Source organism: Accumulibacter sp. (assembly GCF_023806625.1).
Taxonomy (GTDB): domain Bacteria; phylum Pseudomonadota; class Gammaproteobacteria; order Burkholderiales; family Rhodocyclaceae; genus Accumulibacter.
The window spans coordinates 1-24,436 of the sequence record NZ_JAMTDX010000045.1 but is presented as its reverse complement, the minus strand read 5'-3'; the positions used below and the strand labels follow the sequence as shown (position 1 = coordinate 24,436).

The window sequence follows — 24,436 nt, the reverse complement described above, 5'->3', positions numbered from 1 at the left end:
TGGGCGTGTTGATGACGCCGGTATGAACGCGCTGTTCGCCGGCAAAGCCAAGCATCTTCTCCAATCACGACCGTGAAGAAGCCCCGGCGGTCCGGGGCTTCGGCGTCGGGTGCCGGTCAGGCGATCAGCTGCTCGGCCAGGGTGAAGGCGTGGTCCTTGAAGCGGGCGCCCGGGCCAAACCAGGCGGCGTTCAGGCGGTTGTCGGTGAGCCGCCCCTTCTCGTGGTCGATGTACTCGGTGGTGGCGTTGAGCAGTCCCCAGAGCGTCTGGTCAGTGGCGTCCTGGGCGCCGCCCATCTGCTCGCCGGCGAAGAGGTCGAGGATCCGGCGGTAGCCCTTGGACTTCCGGACCTGCTCGGGCGAGTAGGTCTGCCCGTAGGGCATGAAGGGCTTGAAGAGGTCCTGCAACCACGCGTCGGCCTCGACATCGTCGATCTTGCGCCGGGCCATCAGCCCCGCCTTGTGCTGGAACTCTTCCCAGGCGTCGAGGGCAATGCCCAAGTCGGCGCGGACTTCCTTGGGATCGAAGATCGCCTGGTGCGAGATGGTCACCTGGCGCTGCGAGGCGGCATTGCGCAGGCAGGCCTGCAGCGTGTTGTTGCAGACCACCCGGATGGTGGTGAACCGGGCGACGGTGGCCATCGTGCCGTCGTAGGAGGTGGCGAGCAGCAGGTAGGGGGCGACCTCGTCGTCGAGGATGCGGGCGTTGTCACCGACTCGACCGAGGGCCCAGATCCGCCGGCCCGCCATCAGGGCGCCAACCGTCTCGATGGTGAAGCGACCGGCTTCGGCGAGTTCCCCGAAGAAGTGGAGGATGTCGGCGGGCTGGACCACCCGGTAGTCCGACGAGACGACCGACAAGGGCGCGCCGCAGTCGCTGCGGTAGAGCACGTGCTTGTCGGTGTAGGTCTCGCGAGCGCCGGTGACGGTGCTGTCGAACTGGACCTCGGCGCGAAGCGCCTGCCACTCGAGGCGAGCGGCCTTCTGCCAGACCTCGACCGAGGCGTGCGGGTCGACGGTCTGTCCGAGACCGTGCCAGGGTTTGTCGGACCCGGCGGCGTAGGCGATGGCGGCGCGGCCGGTGGTGAAGTCGATTTGGTGGGCCATGGTGTTTCTCCTTCGTGGTGTGGTGTGGTGGATGACGATCGTATGAACGCGCTGTTCGAAACAGAAGCCAAGCGTTTTTCGGGGTAGTTCAGAAGAATGTTCTGCCCGGGCGCGGGGTCGAGCGGGTGGCCCCAGGATCGTCCCCGCGAAGCAAGAAGCCCGGGGGCTGCCCGGGCTTCGGGTGAGCCGGCGGGTCAGTACCAGATCACCCGGGAGCGGGTCCGCGAGGCCTCGAAGAGCACCGCCATCACCCCGCGGAGGCGCTCGCGGATCTGGTCGAGGGTCAGGCCGCCGTCGATCACCGTCGCCCCGCGCTGCAGCGTCGGCAGGCCGTCGACCTCGACGATCCGGGTCGGCCCTTGCTGGACCGTACTCGGGACCTCGGCCTTCTTCTGAGCCCAGACGTCGTCCATCGCCCGGATGGCCTTCTGGGCGTAGCGGTGGACGTCCTCGGCGGCGATCTCCCCGCACCAGCCACCGTCGTCGCCTTCGACGGCGATGCCGACCATCGCGAGGATGATCGCGGCGTTGCGGTTGCTCAGGTTGATGTCGACCTGCGGGTTGTTGGCGACGGCGAGGGTGACGCTCATGGGGACCTCCTGGTTGGCGCGGCGTTGATGACGAACACATGAACGCGCTGTTCGAAACGGAAGCCAAGCGTTTCGTGAGCGGACAACGACCATGCCGACGCGTGCCCCGACCCCCTGCCGACACCCGGGTTGCCCCGTGCTGCTGACCACGCCAGGCTACTGCGACGCGCACCGGAGCGTCGCGCATCGCGAGTACACCCGGGCACGTCGGGGCTTCGACACCGAACTCGGGTTCTATGCGTCCGCGACCTGGCGGGCCGTACGCGCGGCGTTCCTGCGCGAGCATCCGCTGTGTCGGCTGTGTGCGGCCGAGGGCCGGCAGGTCGCCGCGCAGGTCGTGGACCACGTGACGCCGATCAAGAACGGCGGCGCACGCTATGACGCAGGCAATCTAGACGCGCTATGCGTGCATCACCACAACGCGAAGTCGATGCGAGAACGACGCTTTAAAACATGAGCCTATGACCGGTAAGGCGCCTCGAATCTCTACAAATGCATATGCCAGACGCGTGCGCCCAGTCGAATTTTTGCGCATCCAGAATGCGCCCGTTTTTTTGCTACCAATGGGCGCCAACCCGCTGATTTTCCAACGATAAATGACCTCACCCGGACGCCGTCCGCTGCCCGAAATCGTCAAGAGCCTCAAGGGAACGCAGCGCAAGTGCCGCGTCAATCCCGACGAGCCGAAGCCGACGACGCGCCTCTGCGCCCCGCCCGAGTACATGTCCGACGCGGCCAAAGAAGCGTGGACCTACGCCGTCACGCATTCGCCGCCGGGACTCCTCTCGGCACTCGACGGGGCGATCCTCGAACGCTGGGCCAACTGCTGCGGCCTGTATCGCGAGGCGCTGGCCAAGATCAATCGCGCCGGGGTGGCCGGCATGATCGTCAAGACGCCGAGCGGGATCCTGAGGCGTTCGCCGCTGATGGACGTGATCCGCGATCTCGCGCTGGAGATGAAGGGCTACGAGTCGGAGATGGGCTTTACGCCGGCGGCCCGGTCGCGCATCGCCGTCGGCGCTGAGCCCGAGAAGGAGGCGGACCCGTGGTCGGAGATCGCCGGCTGATGGCCCAGCGCCACTACACCGCCATTGCCCGGCAGTACGCGCAGGACGTCCTGGCCGGGGCCGTTCCCGCCGGCCATTGGGTCCAGGCCGCGTGCCGGCGGCAACTCGACGACCTCGAACGGTTCTCGGGTCGCCACAGTCCCTACCGCTTCAACCCGAAGCTCACCGACAGACAGGGGCGCAGTTTCCAGCCTGCGGACAACCTCTGCGCGTTCGTCGAGCGTCTGCCACACGTCAAGGGACCGCTGACCGGGCAACCGATCGTTCTGGAACCCTGGCAGGTGTTTGTTCTGACCACCGTCTTCGGCTGGGTGAAGCCGGATGGCAAGCGCCGCTTTCGCCGGGCCTATATTGAAGTGCCCCGCGGCTCGGGAAAATCGGCCCTGTCTTCGGCGGTCGCCCTGTACATGCTCGCCGCCGACGGCGAAGGGGGGGCGGAGGTGTATTCGCTGGCCACGACCCGCGACCAGGCGCGCATCGTCTTCGGCGACGCGCAGGCGATGGCCCGGCAGTCGCCCGGTTTCCGGACGCGCTTCGGAGTCGGCGTCGGGGCGCACAACATCCACGTGCTGGCCAGCGGCTCGAAGTTCGAGGCCTTGTCCGCCGAGGGCTCGACGCTCGATGGCCTGAACATCCACTTCGGCTGCATCGACGAGCTGCACGCCCACAAGACCCGCACGGTCTACGACGTCGTCGAAACCGGCACCGGCAAGCGCGACAACTCGCTCCTGTGGGTGATCACCACCGCGGGCAGCAACCGCTCGGGGATCTGCTACGAGGTGCGCACCTTCGTCACGCGTCTCCTGGATCGCGTCTTCGACGACGACAGCCAGTTCGGCATCGTCTATGGCCTCGACGAGGGCGACGACTGGGCGCTCGAAGAGTCCTTGATCAAGGCCAATCCCAACTGGGGCATCTCCGTGCGCCCGGAAGTGCTCCTGCCGCTGCAGGCCAAGGCCCTGCAGATGCCGAGCGCGGTCAACAACTTCAAGACCAAGCACCTTAACGAATGGGTCAATGCCGACACCGCGTGGATGGACCTGCGCGCCTGGGACCGCTGCGCCGATCCGACGCTCGACCTCGACGACTACGCCGGCGAGCCGTGCTGGATCGGACTCGATCTGGCGAGCAAGACCGACATCGCTGCGGTGCTGCTGGTCTTCGCGCATCGCGAGACGCCGGGAGCCTTTGCGGTCTTCGGCCGGTATTACCTCCCCGAGGAGACGGTGCAGCAAGCCGGCAACAGCCAGTACGCCGGCTGGGGCCGCAGTGGCCGGCTGACGGTCACCCCGGGCAACGTCATCGACTTCTCGTGGATCGAGGCCGACCTGATCGACTTCGCCTCGCGGTTCGCGATCCAGGCCGTCGCCTTCGATCCCTTCCAGGCGACGCAGCTATCGACACGGATGATTGCCGAAGGACTGCCGATGGTCGAGGTCCGCCCGACGGTGCTGAACTTCAGCGAGCCGATGAAGACGATCGAGGCCCTCGTGCTGCAGGGCCGCCTGGTGCACGACGGCGACCCCGTGCTGACCTGGATGGCGAGCAACGTCGTCGCCCATCTCGACGCCAAGGACAACATCTACCCGCGCAAGGAGCGCCCGGAGAACAAGATCGACGGCATCGTCGCGCTGATCCTCGCACTCTCCCGGGCGATCGTCCCGGGCACCGCCGTCGTCCTCGACGAGCGCTATGAACTCGTGATGCTCTGACACCGGAGGACTCTGATGACCCGCATTCGCCACCTGGCCACGGCACGGCCGCTCTCGAACGACCCCCAGGAACCGGCCCCATGAGCCACATTGACCTGCCCAACTCGGCCGGCTTCGTGGACACCTTCACCCGGGTGGAAGGGGCCGACACCGTGCACATGCAGGCCGTCGTGCCCGTCGATCCGGTCACGGGCGACCCGCTGCTGCTCGCCCAGCAGGCCACACTCGCCGCGGTCCAGGAACTCAACGACACGATGGTGACGCTGCTCTCGGCGATGCTCAAGAAGATGCCGCGGCTGACCACCGGCGAGCGCCTCGCCGCCGCGCTGGTCACCCCCGCAGACTACGACCCCTCCTCGGCCTATCACCTGTTGAACGTCAGCACGGTGGTCGATGGCGCGGGCGCACGACTCGTCTACCGGATGTTCGAGCCGTGGAACTTCTCGGACACCGGGGCCGCCCGCCTCTATGCCCAGATCCTGGTGAGCTAGACCGATGCCCACAGCCAACAATCTGCGCAAACTGCTCCACCGCAAGGCCTGGGAGCTCTGCACGCCGTGCCCGTCGAGTACCGTGACCGGTGCCTTCCTCGTCGGCGACAAGAGCGGCGCGATGCCCGCGAACGACTGTGTCTACGCCGTCTTCAGCGCGTCGACGCTCTACCACTACCACCCCGAGCAGGACGCCTGGGTGCAGATTCCGGCCTCGGGCGTGGCGGGCACCTTCGCCGCCGGGGCGTGCGGGGAGTTCCTGCCGCTGGGCCTGCTCGGCGGATCGCTGGACCAGACGGCGACCGCGGGAACGACGACCAGCTTGAGCACCAGCCGGACGATCGTGCGCGACCTCCGGGGGTGCAAGATCCGCGTGCTCGCCGGGACCGGGGCGGGCTACGAGGGAACGGTCGCCAGCAACACCCTCGGCGCCAACGCCGTGCTCACCGTCACGCCGGCCAGCGCGGTGGCCTTCGATGCCAGCAGTGTCTTTCGCGTCTGGTCGGGGTCGCTGTGGTTCTGGAATGCCGGCACCAGCGCCGTCGGATTCTCGGTCTACGACCGGGCGACCCATGCCTGGACGGCCAAGAGTGTGACCGGAATGCCGACGGCCTGGGGCACGAGCGGTCAACTGGTCAGCACGAGCAGCGCCGAAGGGGCGTTCGAGACGGGGACCAGCACCGGCAGCAATACCGCGACGACGTTGAACCACACCGGCAAGACCTGGCTCGCCAACGCCTGGACGAACGCCCAGGTCCGCCTCACCGGCGGGACCGGCGCCGGCCAGGTGCGCACGGTCGCCAGCAACACCGCGAGCTCTCTGACACTCGCCTCGGCCTGGACGGTCACGCCGGATGCCACGTCGGCGTACAGCATCGAGGGCAACGACGACGTTCTGTACCTGCTGGGCAATGGCGCGGTGACCCTCTATCGGTATTCGATCAGCGGCAACACCTGGAGCACGCTGTCGCCGGGCACCGCGCGCTCGTCGGCGCCGGGAGCGGGCTTCACCGCGGACTGGATTCATGGCGTGCCCGATCCCGACTGGTCGGGCGCGCAAGGCAAGCTGCTGCTGCAGAACGGTACGCAGGTTCGGCAGAACGGCCGCTACCTCTACAGCCTTCGCGGCGGGGGATCGGCCAACCTCGAAATCTACGACATCGCGGGGAACACCTGGCTGAACGTCGGCGCGCAATACGGCAACGCGCAGGAGACCTTCTCGACCGGATCGTGCAGCGTGGATTTCAACGGCGCGATCTATGTGATGAAGGAAGCGACCGGCCGGATCTTCCGTTTCGACGTGGCGCGCAACGTCCTGGAGCCATGGTCGACGAACGTCTATCCGCAATCGACGGCCGTGGAAGGCGACAAGCTGCTGATCGTGCCCTACCGGGACGGCGCGACGGTGATTCCTTTCCTGTACTGCCAGCCGCACTCGCGCAACGAACTCCAGCGAATGATGGTCATCGGCTGAGGAGACGACATGGACATCGAGGTCTTCGAAGTCGAGCGGGGACAATGGGCGTATCGGGTGGGCGGGGTGTACCAGGAATGGCACCCGGACCGGGCCGGCTTCGTGCCGATGAGTCAGGCCGAAGCCACCGCTTGCGCAGCGGTCGTCGCCGCGCGCCTGGCCGAGGCCTAAGCGGGTCGGCGCGATGGTGCTCTCGTTCTGGCGTTTCTGGATCGTCCTCGTCGGCGATCCGCGATTCCGTGTCACTCGCAGCGGGAACTTCACGGTGACGCGAGCCCCCCGGCCGTTCACGGTGACCCGTGTCGCCCGGAATCTGACGGTGACGCATGCGCGTTGATCCGATCGATCCGGCCGAGGCGGTGGTGCTGACCTTCGACTTCGCGCTGGCGCTCGAGGCCGGCGAGACGCTGGCCGGGACAATCGCCACGAGCGTGACCGCAGCGCTCGGGGCGGACGCGACGCCCCAGCGCGTGTTGAACGGTGGGGCGGTCTTCGGCGCGGGGAACACGTCGGTGCTCGTCCCGGTCAAGGGCGGGCTGGTCGATCACGACTACGCGGTCAAGATCGTCGTGGCCACGACCAACCCGGCGAAGGTGCTCGCGCTGGTCGCCCATCTGCCGATTCGCGAGGCGTGTTGACGATGAGCGTGTGGAACGCCTTTCGCCGCTGGTGGGCCTCTGCCGAGGACCGCTCGCCGGGCGGAGACTTCTGGTTCGAGCCGGTGCCCGGGCGCACGGCGAGCGGCCTGCGGGTCTCGGCCGACGGCGCGCTGCGCCTGGCGGCGGTCTATGCCTGCGTGCGCATCCTCGCCGAGACGATGGCCTCGCTGCCGCTCGTCGTCTATCGGCCGCGGTCGGACGGGGGCAAGGAGCGGGTGACCGACCATCCGCTCTATCGCTTGCTCGCGCGCCGGCCGAACGCCTGGCAGAACGCCTTCGAGTGGCGCGAGATGCTCCAGGGACACCTCGCGCTGCGCGGCAACGCGTACAACCGGATCGAGGCGAACGCCCGCGGCGAGATCACCCAACTGCTGCCGATCCATCCGGACCGGATCCAGATCGAATGGCTGCCGAATGGCGACTACCGGTACCGGGTGACCGATCGACTCGGCCAGCAGACGATCGTGCCGCGCAGTGCCGTCTGGCATCTCCGGGGTCTGTCGTCGGACGGGGTGCTGGGCCTCAGCCCGATCGACCTCGCCCGCGAGAGCCTCGGCATGGCGCTGGCCGCGCAGGACTACGGGGCCCGCTTCTTCGCCAACGACGCCAAGCCGACCGGCGGCTGGATCGAGTTCCCGGGGTCGTTCCGGGACAGCGAGGCGAAGCGGGTCTTCCGGGAGTCGTACCAGGCGGCGCAGTCGGGGGCCAACCGCGGCAAGGTGCTGGTGCTCGAGAACGGCATGAAGTTCCACGAGGTCGGGGTGACCAACCGGGACGCGCAGTTCCTCGAACTGCGCAAATTCCAGATCACCGACATCGCCCGGCTGTTCCGGGTGCCGCCGCACATGATCGCCGATCTCGACCGGGCGACCTTCTCGAACATCGAGCAGCAAAGCCTGGAGTTCGTGATGCACACGATGACGCCGTGGGCCGAGCGCTGGGAGGCGAGCATCGAGTCGGACCTGCTGCTCGACGGCGAGGACCTCGAAGTCGAGTTCGACTTCACCAACCTGATGCGCGGCGATGCGGCGAGCCGCTCGTCGTATTACCAGAGCGGCATCCAGAACGGCTGGCTGACGAGGAACGAAGCGCGGATCGCCGAGAACCTGAACCCGCTCGACGGTCTCGACGAGCCGTTGCGGCCGCTGAACATGGTCGAGCAGGGGGCGGCCCGGGAGATCCAGAGCGGCGGGACCCCGTCGAGCCCGCGGCCGTCGTCGCCCGACTGACCGCTTTGCGGAGGATGCGATGCGTCATCACTTGCTGATGGCCGAGTTTCTGGCCACTCCCTGGGCCTTGATGCCCGAACGACTGAATGCGGTCGCCGCGGTGCTCGCGCGCTGGGCGCAGGGTGTTCCGGCGAGCGAGGAGGTTCTCGCTGGCATCGAGGCAGATCGAGTGGCCCGCGAGGCGCGCCGCGAGGCAACTCGCACGGTCTCGAGTGGCGGCATCGCGGTGCTGCCGCTGTACGGTCTCATCACCCAGCGCGGCAATCTCGTCGATGAGGTCTCGGGTTCGGGCAGTGTCAGCACGCAGCAGTTTGCCGGGACCCTGCGCGAGGCCCTGGCGGACGATTCGGTCAGCCAGATCCTGATCGACATCGACAGCCCGGGCGGCAGCGTCTATGGCGTCGCTGAACTGGCGGATGAGATCGCGGCGGCGAGAGGCCAGAAGCCGATCGTCGCCGTGGCCAACAGCCTGGCGGCGAGCGCGGCATACTGGATCGGCTCCTCGGCCAGCGAGTTGTACGTCACGCTGGGCGGGGAAGTGGGGTCGATCGGGGTCTGGCTGGCGCACTTCGACTACTCGCAGGCGTTCGCCGCGCAGGGCATCACGCCGACGCTAATCTCGGCCGGCAAGTTCAAGGTCGAGGGCAATCCGTACGCGCCGCTCGACGAGGAGGCGCAGGGCTTCCTGCAGTCTCGGGTGAATGACTACTACGCGAGTTTCACCAAGGCCGTGGCGCGGGGGCGTGGCGTGCCGATCGCCCAGGTGCGCGAGGGGATGGGCCAGGGTCGCGTGCTCGGGGCCGAGGCGGCGCAGGCGCAAGGGATGGTCGATGGCGTGGCGACCTTCGACGAAGTGGTCCGGAAGATGCGGTGGGAGGCCAGATCCAGCGCCAGGCCGAAAGTGAGTCGCTTGGCGCAGGCGAGGAACGCTCTCGCGACTCTGTGATAGTGTGGGAAACCGTGGCTGAAATCTCGCTGCTGCACGTGACGGGATTGGTCCGACGAACTCACCGGCAGCGACGGGTCCGTGGCCAACAGTGAAGAATTCGGTCGAAGACCGCCGTTGAAGCGCTCCGGCTGTACAATATCCATCGCGCATTGCGAAGCGCATGTTCTCGCGACAACTTGGCGCTGATTGGGAACACCGACTGGACATTGTCGGTGGCATATGGGGTGTAAGACTTTCTATCGACAATAGGGTTGGGCGTCATCGGCGCCCCACTTCACGCGGGAGGCTTCTTTTCATGAAAATCGCCGCAAGCGTTCTCTTTCGCATCGTCTCCACGATGATTTTCGTCTGGCCTGGCATTTCGTTCACGCAGGAGCAGACTATTGCCCATTTGCAAACTGAACTGGTCTCCCCATGGTTAGTTGCGGTGGATGGGGAAGACAGATCGCGCACGCTCAGGATAACAGGGGTGAGGCAAGAACCCGACGGCAAATTGGTCCTCGACGCCGCTTTTGGGTGGACCGATGGGAATCAGGTCTCGGTCCCGGCTTCCGCAATCCAATCCGGCCAAGAGACTAGGGTGTTGTTTGTTACACAGGCCGGCACCCAGGTCGCGGTCGTCCTGACGTCGAGCGGCCTATTCGAGGGCACCTTCACCAATAAGAAAGGGGTTGTGAAGGCGGTTCGGGGCGAAAGGCTTTCGGAGACTGATCTGAAGTTGAAGATAGCTGCCGCCAAGGCCGCCCGGGCAGCGAAAATTGTGGTCAAACCCTCAGCTGACGTCCCCGAATCCTGCGCTGCGTTTAGCGGTCAGTGGGTTGGGCGTTGGAGTGTGGGCAACGTTGGTCAGAACTGGCTATGGATCGCCGAAGTCGACCTCAATTGCAGTGCAAAGGTGTCTATCGAGCGGAGTGACAGTCCCCCGAACAGCTTTAGTACCGTGGAAATCAAGGATGGCGAACTGTCCTTTCTGTGCAATTCGTCTACCGGTGGCACCTGCGTTTTCAAGCGTAACGGGAATGATCTTTGGGCAACCTATTCCAACCCCTCGGGTGGTAAAAATAGTGCCGTTTTCGAAAAGGTCAGATGAGTTGAGCTCGTGCCCATCGATGGTCAAATGGACTGGAAACACGCCGCTTTGCTCGGTTCCATCCGACATCCATGCGCCGGAGTCGGGTCAACGTGAATGAAAGAACCAAGACGAGGGATAGCTGCGTCGCCGTTGCTGCTATCTTGCGTCTTTAACTGCCTGGAGGAAGCATGGCCAGAATTCGTTGGGGATTTCCGTCGCTTTGCATTATTGCGGCTTGCGCTCTTGCTGGCGGGCAAGCGGCTGCCGAGGAGGCAAGATCATCAACTGCAGCTGCAGCTGCAGCGACCTCGTCATATGCGAATGAAGACAAGGATTTCGGAGTCTCTCCTGTATCTCGTCCAAAAAGGGCGCCATATCACGCACCTACCCCTGTGCAGATCCCAGGCGCAACGGTCATCCAGACCGTCGAACTGAAGCACCTGATCGATACCAACCCTCAGGTGGTGATCATTGACGTCCTCACCACAAGGAATCCGGCACCGTCACGGGCAACCATCCCGGGCGCTGTGTGGCTGCCTAGGGCCGGTGATGGCGACTTCTTTGCTGCGGAAAAGGAGCGATTTGCGGCAGTGCTTCACAAACTCACCGCAGGTGAGACCGGGCGCCCGCTGGTGTTCCTCTGCTTGAACTCCGAATGTTGGTTGTCGTACAACGCCTCCCTTCATGCCATCGAAGCCGGCTACACCAACGTCCTATGGTATCGCGGCGGGTCCGACGCCTGGGCGGCCGCCGGTTACGACATGCGGGGGATGCAAGCTACAAGCTGGTGACATCTCTGCCTAATCTGGAAGACGAGGTGCTCGGCCGGTTGCTGATGTGCCGATAAGCGTTGCCTATCGCTTGAGAGCATGGCGACTGTGGCGTGATCGGCCGTTTGGACCGTTACAGGCAACATCGCCTGCCTCGCTGGTTGAGGTTCTGAAAAGCCGGCACCACAGGCTGGGCCATGCCTCGTCGAGAAGCGCGGGGCTACCTATCTCCCTGACCTACTGACCGCGAGCCTTCTGGTTTGGTCCATTGCCGGTCGCGATGGCGGTAACCCTCCACCCATCTCCCCCCGCGATCAACGTATCTACGCCATACGCGCTCCAGTCCAGAGCCTTGTGGCTGAGGACCTCGTCAAGATCTGGCGCGTAGAGCACCTCGACCGTCTTCCTGTACTTCCAAGGCCCCTCGCAGACAGGAATGTTTCTGGCATCATAGTTGATGCGGATCGTTTCGACGGTCACGAGCTTGCCATCGAGTAACAGAGCGTGATCAGGGCCCTTCTCCGAGGCCGCCTCGAAACTGACATCCCTGAATCCACAGCTGACCTTCGACTTCCAGGTCGGCACGGCCCACTTCATGCCCGGCTGAATGGGCTGTTCAGGAGGCAGCCGCAGGAATCGTCGATCCGGCTCCACCGGGGCATTGTCCCTGAAGATCGTTGTGTGCTTTCGGTCGGCCACTGCGGCAATAGTTCCGTTTGCCCTGAGGAGCTTCCTCAGGTCATCTTCGATAAGCAGCACGTAAGCTGTGCTCTTGGTTGGCTTGAAGGTCACCGGGCCGCCTCCGGGGTCTTGTTCGGGCTTCGAGTATTCTCGCGTAATCATATCCCCGCTCTTGAGCGGCGGAGCGGTCTCCGCGCTGAACGAAACACGGTGGGCTCCGGATAGAGCAAGCACCAAACAGAACAAGATTCGTTTGTCCGTCCTCATGAGTTACGTCCCCACTGTCAGTCGTTCCGCAAAAGGGCTTCGGCGGTTTGGCCGCCGTCGGGAGATACGACCCTGATTTGACGCCAAGGGTCACCTTCTCGCAGCTTACAGCGAGATCGTAAGCGTGTGTATGAGAAAGACCCCCCCCCCAGCCGCCCCCGGGCGGCTTTTTGTGCCCCTCGAACCCGCCTCGCGCGGGTTCGTGCTTTTGGAGAACCCTATGAGTAAGCACCTGCGCGAGCTGCAGGCTCGCAAGACCGCGCTCGTCAAAGACGCCCGCGCGCTCACCGACCGCGCCGGGGCCGAGAACCGCGACCTCTCCGACGAGGAAGTGACCGCCTTCGAGACCCTGCGCACCCGGATCGACGCGACGTCGGCGGCGATCGACCGCGAGACCGCCCTGATCGCCGATGAAGCGCAACTCGGCGTCAGCGCGGCCCTCGGGCCGATGGTCATCGACAACCGCGACGCCGACCCGAAACGCGGCTTCGCCACGATCGGGGAGTTCCTCCAGGCGGTCTACCAGGCCGACCGGCCGGGCCAGTCGATCGACGCCCGCCTGCTCCCCGGCGGCATCCAGGCCGCCGCACCGGGCAGCTTCGGCAACGAAGCCGCCGGCCAGGACGGCGGCTTCCTCGTCCCGCCGCAGTTTTCCCAAGAGATCTTCAAGCTCTCACTGGGCGAAGACTCGCTGCTGCCGCTCACCGACAACGTCGAGGTCAGCGGCAACAGCATGGCCTTCCCGAAGGACGAGACCACCCCCTGGGGCACCAACGGCATCCGCGCCTACTGGCAGGGCGAGGCCGCCACGGCCATTCCCACCAAGCCGGTGCTCGGACTGGCCACCTTGCGCCTCAAGAAACTCATGGCGCTGGTTCCGACCACCGACGAACTGCTCGACGACTCCAATGCGCTGACCAGTTACCTGCCCGAGAAGGTCGCCCTGTCGATCCGCTGGAAGACCAACGAGTCGATCCTCTTCGGCGCCGGCAGCGGCTTGCCGATCGGCTGCATGAACGCCGGCGCGGTGATCACCGTGGCCAAGGAATCCGGCCAGGCGACGCAGACGCTGGTGCCGCAGAACCTCGCCAAGATGATCGCCCGTCTGCCGCCGGGGTCGTTCAGCCGCGCTGTGTGGATCCTCAACAACGACGTCCTGCCCGCGCTGTTCACGCTGAGCCTCGGCAACTACCCGATCTACCTGCCGACCGGCAACCCGCAGGCCGGGGCGATCCAGTCCTCGCCCTACGGCACGCTGCTCGGTCGCCCGGTGATCGTTTCGCAGCACGCGAACCCCTTCTCGTCGCAGGGCGACGTGATCCTCGTCGACCTGTCGTACTACCAGACGATCACCAAGGCCGGCGGCCTGCAGACGGCGACGTCGATGCACCTCTACTTCGACGCCGACCTGACCGCGTTTCGCACGACCTTCCGCATGGACGGCCAGTCGAAGATCGCCGCGGCCATCGCACCGGCCAAGGGCAGCGCGACGCTCTCGCCGTACATCCAGCTCGGCGCCCGTTGACCCGCTTTCCCCACCTTCGAGGAGTTTGAACCATGTTTCCGAACGCCAAAGGCAGCGAGCAGTTCGCCCTGCTCGCGACCATCGACCCGGCGAGCCAGGCCGCCGGCACCGTCAACTCGGGCTGGATCCCGGTGGCCAACTTCCACGCCTTCGTCGCCGTCGTCGAGACGGGCCTCATGGGCACCAGCGGCACGCTCGATGCCAAGATCGTCCAGGCCCAGGACAACGCCGGGACCGGCGCCAAGGACCTCGTCGGCAAGGCGATCGCTCAGATCGTCAAGGCCACCGGCGACAACAAGCAGGCGCTGATCAACTTCAAGGCCGACGACCTCGACACCAACGGCAACTTCGCCTACGTGCGCCTGACGCTGACCATCGGCACCGCGGCGAGCCTCGTCGCCGGCAAGCTCCTCGGCGTCCTCCCGCGCTACGCGACGGCCGAGGCCTTCAACCAGGCGGCGGTGGTGCAGGTCATCTGAACCATGCCGCTCCAGCTCGTCACCCCGCCCGCCGAGGAGCCCGTTGCCCTGGCCCAGGCGAAGCTGCACCTGCGCGTGGATTTCCCGGACGACGACGCGCTGATCGCCGCGTCGATCGTGGCCGCGCGCCAGGCCGCCGAGACGCAGACCGGCCGACAGTTCGTCACGGCCACCTGGCGGTCGGTGCTCGATGCCTTCCCGGGAGCGGGTCCGACAGAAGGGGCGCGCGGGGGCGCCTTCTCGCTCACCCCCGGCGCGATCCTGCTGCCCAGGTCGCCGGTTCAATCGGTGACCGCAATCGACTATCTCGACGGCGCGGGGGTGTGGCAGACGATGCCGGCGACCGACTACACGGTCGACACGGCCGCCGAGCCGGCGCGGATCACGCCGGTCTTCGGCCAGGTCTGGCCCGTCACGCGGCCGCAGATCGGCGCCGTCCGGGTGACCTTCGTCGCCGGCTACGGCGGCGCGGCGGCGGTCCCCGAGGGCGTCAAGAGCTGGATCCTGCTGCGCGTCGGCAGCCTCTACAACCACCGCGAGGACGTCGCGCTGCTGACCCGCGGGAGCCTCCAGCCGATGCCCTTCCTCGACGGGCTGCTCGATCCGTTCCGCGTGGTGACGATCTGATGGCCGCCCCGTCTGCCGGGACGCTCGGCAAACGCGTCACGCTCCAGCAGCGCAGTCCCGCGGTCGACGCCTACGGGCAACCGGTCGAGGCGTGGACCGACGTCGCCACCTTCTGGGCGGCGATCGAGCCGGCGAGCGGGCGCGAGTTCGTCGCCGCACAGGCGCTGCACCTGACCCAGCCGGTGACGATCACCGCCCGTTGGCAACCGTCGTTCGGCTCCCCGGCCGCCCTCGTGGCGCTGCGCGCCGTCTGGAACGGCCGGGTGTTCGCGATCCACTCGGCCGAGAACGAGGACGAGGCAAACCGGACGGTGCGCCTGCTGGCTTCCGAGGAATCCTGAATGACCGCGACGATCGAGGGCCTCGACACCTACCGCGCGGAGCTCGGGCTCGCCCTGACGCGACAACGGCCGCACCTCGACACGAGCCTGCAGGAACTCGTCGCCGTGCTGGTCGAGCAGATCCGGCAGCACTGTCCGGTGAAGACCGGCGCGCTGCGCGCGTCGGTGCGCGTTGCCGGCGAGGAGTCCGCGCACGGCGTCGGGTTCTCGATCCAGGTCGGCGACGACAGCGTGACCTACGCGCTGCACGTCGAGTACGGCACGAGCCGGATGCCCGCGCAGCCGTTCGTCCGGCCCGAGCTCGAGGTCTTTCGGGTGCGCTACCCGGAACACCTCACCGGGATCCTCGCCGAGCACTGGGGTGCGCCGGGGTGAGCGCGGGACCTGAAGCGATCCGCAGCCGGCGATGAGCAGCCCCGTCGAACCCACGCTGGTGGCGCTCGCCGCGCCGCTCCTCGCTGGGGGCCTGCACCCGAACGTCGCGCCGCCCCAGGTCGCAACCCCGTATGGCGTCTACCAGGTCGTCGTCAGCCTCACCCACAACACCCTATCGGACGGCGTGCCGATCGCGCACGACCTCATCCAGATCGGCGTCTGGGAGGGCACCTACGCCGGCGCCCTGGCCGCCGGCTCGGCCCTGGCGGCCGCGCTCCAGGCGGCGTTCGACTTAGGCACGCTCACCGGCGTCCAGCGCAGCCGGCAAGGCCGCTACGACCCGGAAACCGCCCTGCACGGCTTCCTGTACGAGTACTCGTTCTGGTCGGCCTGACCCCGGGCACCGTTCCGGTCTCCGGCCGTTGTCTTCTCCGGCCCGCCTGCGGGCCGCCCTGCTTGAGGTTCTTCCATGCCTTCGACCGCCCAAGTGGCCCAGCTCTCCCGGTTCTACGTCTCCGGCACGCCGGGGACGGCCCTCAACCTCGCCGCCGTCTCCAAGGCCAGCAAGGCCGCGCTGACCTACTCAACCGCCGCGGTTCCCTCGGCCGGCGACGTCCTGCTCTTCGGCTCGGTGACCGGCATGCCCGAGATCACCGGCCTGCTCGGCATCGTCCAGGCGACCCCGACGCCGACGGCGACCTCGTGCACCGTGTCGATCGATTCCAGCGGCTTCGCCTCCGCCGGGACGACCGGCACGGCCACCCCGCAGACCTTCGCCAAGGTCGGCAACGTCCAGGACTTTACGCCCGACGGCGGCACCGCGACGATCATCGACGTGACCAACATGGACTCGCTGGCCAAGGAGAAGCGCCAGGGCCTGCAGGACAACGGCAACTACAGCCTGAGCTACGACGCCGACGACACCGACACCGGGCAACTCGCGCTGATCGCCGCCCGGGCCGCCCAATCGGTCGTCGTCTTCAAGCAGACCTACCCCGGCGGCCTCAAGGTCCGCGCGTGGCAGGGCTTCGTGCAGAAGATCAGCGAACCGGCTGCTGGCGTGGACAAGGTCCTGCGCAGTTCGGCGACGCTCGTCGTCACCGGCCCGATCTTCCGCGGCTGACCTCTACATTATTGGAGACCCTCGTCATGTCCCTCGACAAGTCCGCCCTGCTGGCGATCTTCGCGCCGAAGATCGTCGATCGCGAGGTGCCCGGCATTGGCCTCGTGCGCCTCCGGGAACTCAGCGCTCCGGAAGTCTCGGATCTCCGCGAAGCGTGCCGCACCGAGAAGGAGAAGGCCGACTTCGGCTTCCGGCTGGTCCTCGCCGCCGTCGTCGACGACGACGGGAAGCCGATCTTCTCGGCCGATGATCTGCCGACTCTCCGGGGTGCGGCCCAATCTCGGATCGGCGAGCTCGTCACCGCGGTGATGGCCGTCAATGGCTTCTCGGTCGCCGGGGACGCCGCAAGAAACTGAAGGACAGCCCGGAGCGGCGGATGCTCTTCCGTCTGGCGCTGGCCATGGGCCGGACGATCGCCGAACTCCGGGCGGTGCTCTCCTACGCCGAGTTCCAGGAGTGGTGCGGGTACTACGCGATCGAGCCCTGGGGCGAGACCCGGGCCGATCTGCGCGCCGGCATCGTCGCCTCGACCGTGCATAACGTCTACGCCGGCTGGGTGGGCTCCGATCACCGCGCCACGCCGGCCGACTACATGCCGTACCTGGAACGGTCCGAGCCCCCGCCGACCGACGAGCGCGCGCTGACCGACGATGAACTCGCCGACTGGGCCGACGCGACGCTGTTCGGCATGGCGCCGGGCATCTGAGCCCCGCGGTCGTCCCTCGAAGCGTTCTTGACTGCCCGCTTTCCCGGCGGACGGCCGTGGAGTGGTCCCTATGTTCTCATTGATCCGTGTCGACATCACCGCCAACATTGACAAGTTCGAGGCGAGCCTCGCGCAGACCGCGAACATCGCCGAAGCGAGCCTGTCGGCCGCCGCGGCGCACGCGGACGCCTTCCAGACGGCGTTCGACCGCGCCGCGGCAGGGGTCGACGAATCGGCCAAGCGCATGGCCGGGAACCTCGAGGCGGCCAACGACCGGGCGGTCGAGGCCGCCCAGGCGACCGTCTCGTCGATCGACGGGGTGGCCAAGGCCGCCGACCGCGTCGACGTCCAGTCCTGGCCGGAGAAACTCTCGGCCGCCCTCGTCGCCGGCTTCGCCAGCGCCTACGCCGAAGCCCGGACGGCGATGGAGCGGATCAGCGACTTCGTCCGCACGCAGCTGATCATCGTTGGCGTGGCGATCGCCACCGGCATCACCGTCGCGACGGTCGGCGCGATCTACGCGGCGTTCAGGATCGTCTCCGAATCGCTGAGCTTCGTGAAGGGCCTGTTCACCGGCGAGTCCTACCAGTCCGAGAACATCGACGCGGTGATCGCGCTCAACAAGGAAGTCCGGCTGCTCCAGGACGGCCTGCGGGTCTCGGCCGAGCACGCCTCGGGACTCAACGAGGCGCTCAAGGGCCTGGGGCTCGATTCACGCGCCTACGTCGCCACGCTCGAGGCCGCCGCCCGCGCGCAGCGCACGAACACCGACGAACTCGACCGCCTGGGCATCGCCTACCGCGACGCCAACAGCGAACTGCTGTCGCAAGCGGCGTTCCTTAAGAACGTCAAGGCGGCGCTCGACGAGTATGCCGCCGGGTACGACCGCAACGCGGCCGCCGCCGCGATCGCCGCAGGGAGTTACGAGGCGATCGCCCAGGCCGTCTCGGTCACCGACGAGACGGTCGCCGAGGCGACGCAGCGGCTCGTCGACTACAACCTCGTGATCGGCCCGCGGACGCAGGACGCGGTCAGCGCCTACGAAGCCGCGATGCGCGCCTTCCAGCGCGAGACCGATCTCACCGCCCAGGGCTTCCGCAAGGCGATCGCCGACCAGATCCTGCCGCTGCTCACCGATCTCGCGACCTTCTTCAAGGACGGCTTCCCGGTGGTCGTCAACGCCTTCCGCTACTCGATGGCCACGCTGGTCAGCCTGTTCTACGGCCTCAAGGAAGTCGCCTTCCTCGTCTCGGAGGCGGTCATCCAGTCGTTCAAGGCCATGGGCGACGTGGTGTCGCGCGTCGTCGGCGCGATCGCCAAGGCGGCGACCGGCAACGTCGAGGGTGCATGGAACGATCTCAAAGCGGTGCCCGACGATCTCGGCAAGCGCTGGACCGCCTTCGGCGACGCGGTCGTCGCGCAGTCGACGCGCAACGCCCGGGCGATGGCGCTGGCCTGGGGCGCCGACAACTTCGGCCCCATGACGCCGGATCCCGCGAAGACGGGCAAGCCGTGGACGCCCCGTCCGCCCGCGGAGGCGGAGCCGCGGGCGGGCCGTTCGCCGGTGGGGCTCGGCGAGCCCGAGAGTCCGTACGAGCAGTTCCTCGAGCAGCTCGACCAGATGACCGCGCGGCTCGACAGCAACCAGTACACGATGTTCAAGGTGCGGGCGGCGCAACTCGCCTGGAACGAGGGCCTCTCGGCGACCGTCGCGCTGGAGAAGATCGCAGCACTGCAGACCGCCGAGAGCGAGAAGGCCGTGCGCGATTACGGCACGCGAGTCGACGAGCAGAACCGCCGGCTGCTCGAATCCCGCGGGGCGATCGGGCTCTACGGCCTCGAACTCGAGGTCTATCAGATGAAGCAGCAGCGGCGCGCCGACGTCCTCGGGCGGATCAACCAGCTCGAAGCCGCGGGCAAGCCGCTGACCGACGCGATGCGCGACGCCCTGCTCGGCGAGGCCTCGGCCGCCGAAGAGGCCGCCGAGGCGATCCTGCGCCAGAACGACGCGCTCTCGCGGACCTTCGAGGTCGGCGCGAAGCGCGCCTTCGACGCCTACCTGGATCGCGCGACGAATGCCGCCCGGACGGCCGAAGAGCAGTTCACCGCAGCGTATCAGAGCATCGAGCAGGCGCTGGCCGACTGCCTGTTCAACCCCTTCGAGCGGGGCGTCCAGGGGATGCTGGTGAGCTTCGGCCAGGCGATCCAGCGAATGATCGCCCAGGCGGTGGCCGCCGACCTCGGGCGCCGGATCTTCGGGGCGATCGGATCGCCCGGCAGCGGCGGGCTGTTCGACAGCCTGTTCGGCTGGATCGGCCTCGGCGGGGCCTCGGCGCCGCTGCCCGGCTCGCTGGGTGCGGCCGGCGGCCTGCCGCTGCCGTCCTTCGCCGTCGGCACCGACTACGTGCCGCGCGACATGATCGCCCAGATCCACCAGGGCGAGCGGATCATCCCCGCGGCGCAGAACACCGGCGGCTTCGAGGCCCCGGTGAACATCACGGTTCATGTCCATGGCCAGAGCCAGGCGCCGGACGTCCGGCGCTCCGCGGGGCAGGGCGCCCGCGAGGCGCTCGCCGTCCTCAAGGGGATGCGCCGCTATGGGTGAGTTCCTCGACGAGCGCTTCCCGGTCGACGTTCGCCTCGGGATGTCCTATGCCGACGCCTACGCGGTGGACATCGTCACCACCGCCGGTGGCGGCGAGTACCGCCGACTCGTCCATCCGTTTCCGGTGCGCAGCTTCCACGTCAATGTCACCACCGACCAGGCCGACCTCTGGGCACGCGTCCTCTCGCTCTACCACCGGGCGTTCGGCCTGTTCGCCGGCTTCCGCGTCAAGTGTCTCGACGATTACACGACCAACCACCACACCCGCCCGCCAACGCCGACCGACGCCTGGCTCGGCTTCTCCGATACCGGCGTCTATCCGCTGCGGGTGATCTACGGCGACGTCCAGGACAACTTCGTGCCGGGGATCGGCTTCCCCTACCGGCGGATCTACAAGCCGATCGAGGAGACCGTCGTCGTGGCGGTCAATCAGGTGCCGGTCACCTCGGGCCTGACCATCGACGACAGCACCGGGATCATCACCCTCACCCCCGCGCCATCGATCACCGACATCGTCACCGCCGGCTGCGAGTTCGACCTGCCCTGCCGGTTCAACTCGAAGATCGAGGTCACCGCCATCGACATCGATCTGCGCGACTGCGGGTCGATCGAACTCCTCGAACTGCTCCAACCATGAAACCCGTCGTCGCCCCCTGGGTCACCCGAGTCCTCTGCCTGCGCATCGAGCCGGTTCAGGGCCCGGTCGTCTGCCTGACCGACCACCCGGTCGATCTGACGATGAACACCGGCCAGGTCTACCGCTCGACAGCGGGTCACGAGTTCACCGGCTATTCGGCGACCCATGACTTCGCCCCGGCGTCGATCGACCTCTCGGGGATCTGCGCCGTCGCCGGCGTCAGCCCGGCGCAGATCGAGGCCGGTCTCTTCGATCACGCGGCGGTCTTCCTCTTCGCCACCGACTGGCGACAGCCCGAGGAAGACCACGAGCCGATCGTCTCGGGGCGTTTCGGGCAGACCACCGTGCGCGACGACCGTTACGCGATTTCTGGGGTGTCGTTGTCCGACGCGCTCAACCAGACGTTCAGCCAGACCTACGGCGCGCAGTGCCCGAAGACCTTCGGCGACACCGCGTATGCCGGCTGCGGCGTCCCGCTGGCCGTTCACACGGTGACCGGCACGCTGACCGCGGTGGTCTCCGGCAACGAGTTCCAGGACGGCGCCCGTCCGGAAGGCAACGACGCCTTTGGCGCCGGGACGCTCCGCTTCACCTCCGGGCCGAACGCCGACCTGCCGGCACTCGAGATCAAGAGCTTCTACGCCGGCGGCCAGATCGTCACCCACGACGGCTTCCCGTTCCTGCCGCAGGTCGGCGACGCCTACGAGATGGTCCGCGGCTGCCGCAAGCGGCTCGAAGACTGCCGCGCGTACGGCAACGCCGTCAACTTCGGCGGCTTCCCGTGGATCCCGACGCAGACGGTCTATCTCTCCCGCGGGATTCCGCCGAGTCATGACTGAGCGGATCCTCATGGCCGCCCGCGAGTGCCTGGGCACGCCGTTCCGGCACCAGGGGCGGGTGCCCGGCGTCGGGCTCGACTGTGCCGGCGTCGCGGTGCATGTGGCGAGGCGTCTCGGGCTCGCCGTGCAGGACGTGAGCGGCTATGGCCCGACGCCGGCGCACGGCCAGCTCGAGGCCGCCCTCGACCGGCAGCCGGCCTTGCGCCGTGTCGAACCGGTCGATCGCCGGCCCGGCGATCTTCTCGTCCTGCACTTCGGCGGCGACCCGCAGCACCTCGCGCTGCTGACCGACGCCGAGACGATCATCCACGCCGACGAGTCGGTCGGGATCTGTTGCGAGCACCGGCTGTCGCGCGCCTGGGCGGCGCGGATCGTGCGCGTCTATCGCTTCACGGCGGGTCGATGAGCACCGTCGGTCAGGCGCTCGGCGGATTGGTCGGCGGGATCGGCGGCTTCTTCCTCGGCGGGCCGATGGGGGCGCTCTACGGGGCGCAGATCGGCCTGATGGCCGGCGGGTCCCTCGATCCCGCGCGCTTGCCGACGATCGAAGGCCCGCGTCTCAACGACCTCACCGTGCAGTTCTCAACCTACGGCGCGGTGATCCCGCGGGTGTATGGCGACTGCACGGTCCACGGCAACGTGCTCTGGGTCGAGGCCAACGCGCTCAAGGAAACGGTGACCGAGACGAGCCAGGGTGGGGGCAAGGGCGGCCGGCGGAAGAAGCAGAAGGTCAGGAAGTATACGTACTCGGCGACCTTCGCCGTCGGCTTGTGCCGCGGCCCGGTCGGCAGCCTCGGGCGGATCTGGATCGGCCCGGATCTCGTCTATGCTCCGGGCGAACCGTACGAGGTCTCGTTCCGCTTCTACCGGGGGCGCGACACGCAGAATCCGGACCCCCGGATGCAGGCGACCCTCGGCGTCGACATCCCGGCCTGGCGCGGCTTGTGCTACCTCGTCTTCGAGGACCTGCCGCTCGCCCGCTACGGCAACAGCCTCGCCGCGGCGCAGGTGCGCGTCGAGATCCTCAACTCGGGCGACAGCCGGCCGGGCATCCGGGTGAAGGAACTGATCGAGGCCGAGTGCCTGCTCTCGGGGACGCTGTCCAGGGGGGATCTGGCCTTCGAGGGGCTCGATCAGTGGGTCCACGGCTATCGCATCGGTCGCGCGGGTCCGTTGCGCCAGGCGCTCGAGCCGCTGCGCTCGGCCTGGCCGTTCGATGTGGTGCAGTCCGGCTATCAGCTCGTCTTCCGCGAACGCGGTACGCTCGGCCCGGTGACGACGATCCCGGCGAGCGACCTCGACGCGCGTCCCGGCGGCGCGGCGCGGGGGGTGTCGCTGACCACCCGGCGGGAGACGGCCGGGCAGTTGCCGAGGCGGGTCGTCGTCCAGTACCTGGAGGGTCCGCGCGAGTACGAGCCCGGCGAGCAGTACGCCGAGCGCCTGGTCACCCCCGGGGTCGGCGAGCGGATCGTCGAGCTGCCGATCGTGATGACCGCAGACGAAGCGGCGCAGACCGCCGAGACGCTCCTGTATCTCGCCTGGCTCGAGGAGCGCAGCGAGCTCGCGTTCACCGTTCCGGCGAGCTATGCGCAGCTCGAACCCGGCGACCGTGTAGACCTGGAGTTGCCGCAAGGAACCATCGCCGTCCGGTTGTCGGCGATCAACCTGACCAGCGACGGGCGTCTCGAGTGCCGGGCGGCCTACGCTCGCCGGAGCGTGTACCAGCCGGGGGCCTATGGCGCGTCGTCGGGGGTCACCGGTCCCGGGGTGAGGCCGCCGGCCGGCCCGACGCGCTACGTCCTGCTCGATCTGCCGATGGTCCTGGCCGCGCAGTCGGGGCCGAGCTATCTCTGCGCGCTGTACGGGGACCTGCCGGGGTGGCGCGGGGGCTCGCTGATGCGCTCGCCGGACGGCGGATCGACGTGGGCGTCGGTCTTCGACGACGGACCACCCGGACCGGCGGTCGGCGTGGTGACCAACGTGCCCGGAATCGTGGACGCACGGCTCGAGGATCGGCGCAGCGCACTGAAGGTCACCCTGCTCAACGGCGCGCTGTACAGCGTCAGCGACGGCCAGATCGACGTCGGCGGGAACCTGTTCGCCTACGGCGACGATGGGCGCTGGGAGATCCTGTCGGCGAGGGAATGCGACCGGATCAGCGCTTCGGACTACGTGCTGACGGTCCTGCGCCGCGGCCGGTACGGCACCGAGTGGGCGATGGCCCAGCACCAGGTCGGCGACAAGCTGGTGCGGCTCGATGCCGCTGACGTGGCGCTGATCGACACGCCCTCGGCGGAGATCGGGCAGCGTTACCTCTACCGCGGGATCACCTACGGGCAGGACATCGGCAGCGACATCGATCGGCCATTCCGGTACGTGGGCGTCAACCTGAAGCCGCTCGCGCCGGTGTATCTGACCGGCAGCCGGGACAGCGGCCAGGACTGGTCGCTGTCCTGGGTCCGGCGCACGCGCGACGGGGGCGAGTGGCGCGACTTCGTCGACGCCGGTCTCGGCGAATCGGCGGAGTCGTATCAGGTCGAGATCTACAGCGATGCCGGTTTCACGAGCGTCAGGCGGCGCATCGTCTGCCAAGCGCCGCAATGTCCCTACTCCAGCGCGGACCAGGTCGCCGATTTCGGGGCGCCTCAGAGCACCCTCCACCTGCGCGTCTGCCAGCTCTCCCCGGTCGTCGGGCCGGGGTATCCGCTGCAGGCGACTCTTTCGAGATGACCCATGAGCCACAGCACGACCCTCCTCGATCTTCTCTACGCGTCCCAGGCGTCGAAGGAACTGCTCGCCAACGAACTCTTCGACGCCGCAAGCCCGGCCACGCTCTTCGGGCGGCGCAACCGGCTCTGCTCGGGGCTGGACTGGTTCTACTACGGCGGCGTCCTGGTCGTCGACGGCGTGCTGACGCTGATCGGCAACAACCCGGTTGCCCTCACCCTCGCCCCAGGTCAGACGAACTATCTCGAGGCGGACCGCTCGGGGTCGGTGAGCGCGAACACGAGCGGCTTCACGCCCGGGTCGATCCCGCTCTACGCGGTGGTCACGGATGCGTCGTCGGTGACCGGCTACACGGATTACCGTGCCTGGGCGCAGCCGGTGGATC

Annotated in this window: 29 protein-coding genes and 1 pseudogene; 27 read left to right on the top strand and 3 right to left on the bottom strand. The window is 67.5% G+C overall.

What is annotated here, in order from left to right; genetic code table 11:
• Positions 1 to 116: 116 nt before the first annotated feature.
• Together NFW05_RS08475 and NFW05_RS08470 are read right to left on the bottom strand one after the other, a co-directional pair.
• Positions 117 to 1,106 (bottom strand): DUF932 domain-containing protein, encoded by a 990-nt coding sequence (locus NFW05_RS08475; RefSeq protein WP_295304995.1) that lies wholly within the window; start codon positions 1,104 to 1,106, stop codon positions 117 to 119.
• A 194-nt stretch (positions 1,107 to 1,300) separates the two neighbouring features.
• Positions 1,301 to 1,696 (bottom strand): hypothetical protein, encoded by a 396-nt coding sequence (locus NFW05_RS08470; protein ID WP_295304992.1) that lies wholly within the window; start codon positions 1,694 to 1,696, stop codon positions 1,301 to 1,303.
• A gap of 136 nt (positions 1,697 to 1,832) precedes the next feature.
• On the opposite strand from NFW05_RS08470, the gene NFW05_RS08465 reads away from it, so the two are divergent.
• The 12 genes from NFW05_RS08465 (at position 1,833) to NFW05_RS08410 (ending at position 11,140) form a co-directional block, all read left to right on the top strand.
• Positions 1,833 to 2,153 (top strand): HNH endonuclease signature motif containing protein, encoded by a 321-nt coding sequence (locus tag NFW05_RS08465; RefSeq protein WP_295304987.1) that lies wholly within the window; start codon positions 1,833 to 1,835, stop codon positions 2,151 to 2,153.
• A 139-nt stretch (positions 2,154 to 2,292) separates the two neighbouring features.
• On the top strand, positions 2,293 to 2,763 hold the full coding sequence (locus NFW05_RS08460; protein ID WP_295304984.1) for a phage terminase small subunit P27 family: 471 nt from the start codon (positions 2,293 to 2,295) through the stop codon (positions 2,761 to 2,763).
• On the top strand, positions 2,742 to 4,475 hold the full coding sequence (locus NFW05_RS08455; protein WP_311104701.1) for a terminase TerL endonuclease subunit: 1,734 nt from the start codon (positions 2,742 to 2,744) through the stop codon (positions 4,473 to 4,475). Before NFW05_RS08460 ends, NFW05_RS08455 begins: the two co-directional genes overlap by 22 nt.
• 80 nt (positions 4,476 to 4,555) lie before the next feature.
• Entirely contained in the window at positions 4,556 to 4,966 is a 411-nt protein-coding gene (locus NFW05_RS08450) for a hypothetical protein (RefSeq protein WP_295304981.1), read from the top strand.
• Positions 4,967 to 4,970: 4 nt separating this feature from the next.
• Positions 4,971 to 6,440 carry a hypothetical protein gene (locus NFW05_RS08445; protein ID WP_295304978.1) on the top strand — a complete coding sequence of 490 codons (1,470 nt, stop codon included), beginning with the start codon at positions 4,971 to 4,973 and terminating at the stop codon, positions 6,438 to 6,440.
• 9 nt (positions 6,441 to 6,449) lie between these two features.
• On the top strand, positions 6,450 to 6,611 hold the full coding sequence (locus tag NFW05_RS08440; protein WP_295304977.1) for a hypothetical protein: 162 nt from the start codon (positions 6,450 to 6,452) through the stop codon (positions 6,609 to 6,611).
• Between the two features lie 13 nt (positions 6,612 to 6,624).
• On the top strand, positions 6,625 to 6,777 hold the full coding sequence (locus tag NFW05_RS08435) for a hypothetical protein (protein WP_295304974.1): 153 nt from the start codon (positions 6,625 to 6,627) through the stop codon (positions 6,775 to 6,777).
• Positions 6,767 to 7,078, top strand: a complete 312-nt coding sequence (locus NFW05_RS08430) for a hypothetical protein (protein WP_295304971.1) — start codon at positions 6,767 to 6,769, stop codon at positions 7,076 to 7,078. Before NFW05_RS08435 ends, NFW05_RS08430 begins: the two co-directional genes overlap by 11 nt.
• 2 nt (positions 7,079 to 7,080) lie before the next feature.
• Complete coding sequence (locus NFW05_RS08425; RefSeq protein ID WP_295304969.1) at positions 7,081 to 8,328, top strand: phage portal protein; 1,248 nt, start codon at positions 7,081 to 7,083, stop codon at positions 8,326 to 8,328.
• Between the two features lie 19 nt (positions 8,329 to 8,347).
• Positions 8,348 to 9,274: a S49 family peptidase gene (locus NFW05_RS08420; protein ID WP_295304966.1), complete on the top strand. Its 927-nt coding sequence runs from the start codon at positions 8,348 to 8,350 to the stop codon at positions 9,272 to 9,274.
• A 298-nt stretch (positions 9,275 to 9,572) separates the two neighbouring features.
• Positions 9,573 to 10,367 carry a hypothetical protein gene (locus tag NFW05_RS08415; protein WP_295304963.1) on the top strand — a complete coding sequence of 265 codons (795 nt, stop codon included), beginning with the start codon at positions 9,573 to 9,575 and terminating at the stop codon, positions 10,365 to 10,367.
• 170 nt (positions 10,368 to 10,537) lie between these two features.
• A complete protein-coding gene (locus NFW05_RS08410) occupies positions 10,538 to 11,140 on the top strand; it encodes a rhodanese-like domain-containing protein (protein WP_295304959.1) in 603 nt (200 codons plus the stop codon).
• 216 nt (positions 11,141 to 11,356) lie between these two features.
• On the opposite strand, the gene NFW05_RS08405 is transcribed toward NFW05_RS08410, so the two are convergent.
• A complete protein-coding gene (locus tag NFW05_RS08405; RefSeq protein ID WP_295304956.1) occupies positions 11,357 to 11,962 on the bottom strand; it encodes a hypothetical protein in 606 nt (201 codons plus the stop codon).
• Between the two features lie 325 nt (positions 11,963 to 12,287).
• Here NFW05_RS08405 and NFW05_RS08400 point away from each other — a divergent pair, with 325 nt between their 5' ends.
• The 15 genes and pseudogenes from NFW05_RS08400 to NFW05_RS08330 all read left to right on the top strand — a co-directional run.
• Positions 12,288 to 13,592: a phage major capsid protein gene (locus NFW05_RS08400; protein ID WP_295304953.1), complete on the top strand. Its 1,305-nt coding sequence runs from the start codon at positions 12,288 to 12,290 to the stop codon at positions 13,590 to 13,592.
• 32 nt (positions 13,593 to 13,624) lie between these two features.
• Positions 13,625 to 14,071 carry a hypothetical protein gene (locus NFW05_RS08395; protein WP_295304952.1) on the top strand — a complete coding sequence of 149 codons (447 nt, stop codon included), beginning with the start codon at positions 13,625 to 13,627 and terminating at the stop codon, positions 14,069 to 14,071.
• Positions 14,072 to 14,074: 3 nt separating this feature from the next.
• Entirely contained in the window at positions 14,075 to 14,698 is a 624-nt protein-coding gene (locus NFW05_RS08390) for a head-tail connector protein (RefSeq protein ID WP_295304949.1), read from the top strand.
• The gene (locus NFW05_RS08385) at positions 14,698 to 15,039 is read left to right on the top strand and encodes a phage head closure protein (protein WP_295304946.1); all 342 of its coding nucleotides are present in this window, start codon (positions 14,698 to 14,700) and stop codon (positions 15,037 to 15,039) included. Before NFW05_RS08390 ends, NFW05_RS08385 begins: the two co-directional genes overlap by 1 nt.
• Positions 15,040 to 15,414: an HK97-gp10 family putative phage morphogenesis protein gene (locus NFW05_RS08380; protein ID WP_295304943.1), complete on the top strand. Its 375-nt coding sequence runs from the start codon at positions 15,040 to 15,042 to the stop codon at positions 15,412 to 15,414.
• 31 nt (positions 15,415 to 15,445) lie between these two features.
• A complete protein-coding gene (locus NFW05_RS08375; RefSeq protein ID WP_295304939.1) occupies positions 15,446 to 15,808 on the top strand; it encodes a DUF3168 domain-containing protein in 363 nt (120 codons plus the stop codon).
• Positions 15,809 to 15,883: 75 nt separating this feature from the next.
• Positions 15,884 to 16,537, top strand: coding sequence for a phage tail tube protein (locus tag NFW05_RS08370; protein WP_295304936.1), 654 nt, complete (start codon positions 15,884 to 15,886; stop codon positions 16,535 to 16,537).
• Positions 16,538 to 16,563: 26 nt separating this feature from the next.
• The gene (locus NFW05_RS08365; RefSeq protein ID WP_295304933.1) at positions 16,564 to 16,893 is read left to right on the top strand and encodes a hypothetical protein; all 330 of its coding nucleotides are present in this window, start codon (positions 16,564 to 16,566) and stop codon (positions 16,891 to 16,893) included.
• A 20-nt stretch (positions 16,894 to 16,913) separates the two neighbouring features.
• Positions 16,914 to 17,243, top strand: a complete 330-nt coding sequence (locus NFW05_RS08360) for a hypothetical protein (protein ID WP_295304930.1) — start codon at positions 16,914 to 16,916, stop codon at positions 17,241 to 17,243.
• A 70-nt stretch (positions 17,244 to 17,313) separates the two neighbouring features.
• Positions 17,314 to 19,848, top strand: a complete 2,535-nt coding sequence (locus NFW05_RS08355) for a phage tail tape measure C-terminal domain-containing protein (RefSeq protein ID WP_295304927.1) — start codon at positions 17,314 to 17,316, stop codon at positions 19,846 to 19,848.
• On the top strand, positions 19,841 to 20,485 hold the full coding sequence (locus tag NFW05_RS08350; RefSeq protein WP_295304924.1) for a DUF2460 domain-containing protein: 645 nt from the start codon (positions 19,841 to 19,843) through the stop codon (positions 20,483 to 20,485). The genes NFW05_RS08355 and NFW05_RS08350 overlap by 8 nt, the downstream gene beginning before the upstream one ends.
• Positions 20,482 to 21,324: a DUF2163 domain-containing protein gene (locus tag NFW05_RS08345; protein WP_295304921.1), complete on the top strand. Its 843-nt coding sequence runs from the start codon at positions 20,482 to 20,484 to the stop codon at positions 21,322 to 21,324. Before NFW05_RS08350 ends, NFW05_RS08345 begins: the two co-directional genes overlap by 4 nt.
• On the top strand, positions 21,317 to 21,730 hold the full coding sequence (locus tag NFW05_RS08340) for an NlpC/P60 family protein (protein WP_295304918.1): 414 nt from the start codon (positions 21,317 to 21,319) through the stop codon (positions 21,728 to 21,730). Before NFW05_RS08345 ends, NFW05_RS08340 begins: the two co-directional genes overlap by 8 nt.
• A complete protein-coding gene (locus tag NFW05_RS08335; RefSeq protein ID WP_295304915.1) occupies positions 21,727 to 24,054 on the top strand; it encodes a phage tail protein in 2,328 nt (775 codons plus the stop codon). The genes NFW05_RS08340 and NFW05_RS08335 overlap by 4 nt, the downstream gene beginning before the upstream one ends.
• Positions 24,055 to 24,057: 3 nt before the next feature.
• Positions 24,058 to 24,436 (top strand): annotated as a pseudogene (locus NFW05_RS08330) (hypothetical protein); the annotation flags it as partial.

Coding starts and splice junctions, on each gene's coding strand:
- NFW05_RS08460 (WP_295304984.1), top strand. CDS start 2,293: ATGACCTCACCCGGACGCCGTCCGCTGCCCGAAATCGTCAAGAGCCTC.
- NFW05_RS08475 (WP_295304995.1), bottom strand. CDS start 1,106: ATGGCCCACCAAATCGACTTCACCACCGGCCGCGCCGCCATCGCCTAC.
- NFW05_RS08380 (WP_295304943.1), top strand. CDS start 15,040: ATGACCGCGACGATCGAGGGCCTCGACACCTACCGCGCGGAGCTCGGG.
- NFW05_RS08390 (WP_295304949.1), top strand. CDS start 14,075: ATGCCGCTCCAGCTCGTCACCCCGCCCGCCGAGGAGCCCGTTGCCCTG.
- NFW05_RS08430 (WP_295304971.1), top strand. CDS start 6,767: ATGCGCGTTGATCCGATCGATCCGGCCGAGGCGGTGGTGCTGACCTTC.
- NFW05_RS08400 (WP_295304953.1), top strand. CDS start 12,288: ATGAGTAAGCACCTGCGCGAGCTGCAGGCTCGCAAGACCGCGCTCGTC.
- NFW05_RS08450 (WP_295304981.1), top strand. CDS start 4,556: ATGAGCCACATTGACCTGCCCAACTCGGCCGGCTTCGTGGACACCTTC.
- NFW05_RS08355 (WP_295304927.1), top strand. CDS start 17,314: ATGTTCTCATTGATCCGTGTCGACATCACCGCCAACATTGACAAGTTC.
- NFW05_RS08385 (WP_295304946.1), top strand. CDS start 14,698: ATGGCCGCCCCGTCTGCCGGGACGCTCGGCAAACGCGTCACGCTCCAG.
- NFW05_RS08470 (WP_295304992.1), bottom strand. CDS start 1,696: ATGAGCGTCACCCTCGCCGTCGCCAACAACCCGCAGGTCGACATCAAC.
- NFW05_RS08405 (WP_295304956.1), bottom strand. CDS start 11,962: ATGATTACGCGAGAATACTCGAAGCCCGAACAAGACCCCGGAGGCGGC.
- NFW05_RS08410 (WP_295304959.1), top strand. CDS start 10,538: ATGGCCAGAATTCGTTGGGGATTTCCGTCGCTTTGCATTATTGCGGCT.
- NFW05_RS08345 (WP_295304921.1), top strand. CDS start 20,482: ATGAAACCCGTCGTCGCCCCCTGGGTCACCCGAGTCCTCTGCCTGCGC.
- NFW05_RS08340 (WP_295304918.1), top strand. CDS start 21,317: ATGACTGAGCGGATCCTCATGGCCGCCCGCGAGTGCCTGGGCACGCCG.
- NFW05_RS08360 (WP_295304930.1), top strand. CDS start 16,914: ATGCTCTTCCGTCTGGCGCTGGCCATGGGCCGGACGATCGCCGAACTC.
- NFW05_RS08375 (WP_295304939.1), top strand. CDS start 15,446: ATGAGCAGCCCCGTCGAACCCACGCTGGTGGCGCTCGCCGCGCCGCTC.
- NFW05_RS08425 (WP_295304969.1), top strand. CDS start 7,081: ATGAGCGTGTGGAACGCCTTTCGCCGCTGGTGGGCCTCTGCCGAGGAC.
- NFW05_RS08435 (WP_295304974.1), top strand. CDS start 6,625: ATGGTGCTCTCGTTCTGGCGTTTCTGGATCGTCCTCGTCGGCGATCCG.
- NFW05_RS08350 (WP_295304924.1), top strand. CDS start 19,841: ATGGGTGAGTTCCTCGACGAGCGCTTCCCGGTCGACGTTCGCCTCGGG.
- NFW05_RS08335 (WP_295304915.1), top strand. CDS start 21,727: ATGAGCACCGTCGGTCAGGCGCTCGGCGGATTGGTCGGCGGGATCGGC.
- NFW05_RS08420 (WP_295304966.1), top strand. CDS start 8,348: ATGCGTCATCACTTGCTGATGGCCGAGTTTCTGGCCACTCCCTGGGCC.
- NFW05_RS08395 (WP_295304952.1), top strand. CDS start 13,625: ATGTTTCCGAACGCCAAAGGCAGCGAGCAGTTCGCCCTGCTCGCGACC.
- NFW05_RS08415 (WP_295304963.1), top strand. CDS start 9,573: ATGAAAATCGCCGCAAGCGTTCTCTTTCGCATCGTCTCCACGATGATT.
- NFW05_RS08440 (WP_295304977.1), top strand. CDS start 6,450: ATGGACATCGAGGTCTTCGAAGTCGAGCGGGGACAATGGGCGTATCGG.
- NFW05_RS08365 (WP_295304933.1), top strand. CDS start 16,564: ATGTCCCTCGACAAGTCCGCCCTGCTGGCGATCTTCGCGCCGAAGATC.
- NFW05_RS08370 (WP_295304936.1), top strand. CDS start 15,884: ATGCCTTCGACCGCCCAAGTGGCCCAGCTCTCCCGGTTCTACGTCTCC.
- NFW05_RS08445 (WP_295304978.1), top strand. CDS start 4,971: ATGCCCACAGCCAACAATCTGCGCAAACTGCTCCACCGCAAGGCCTGG.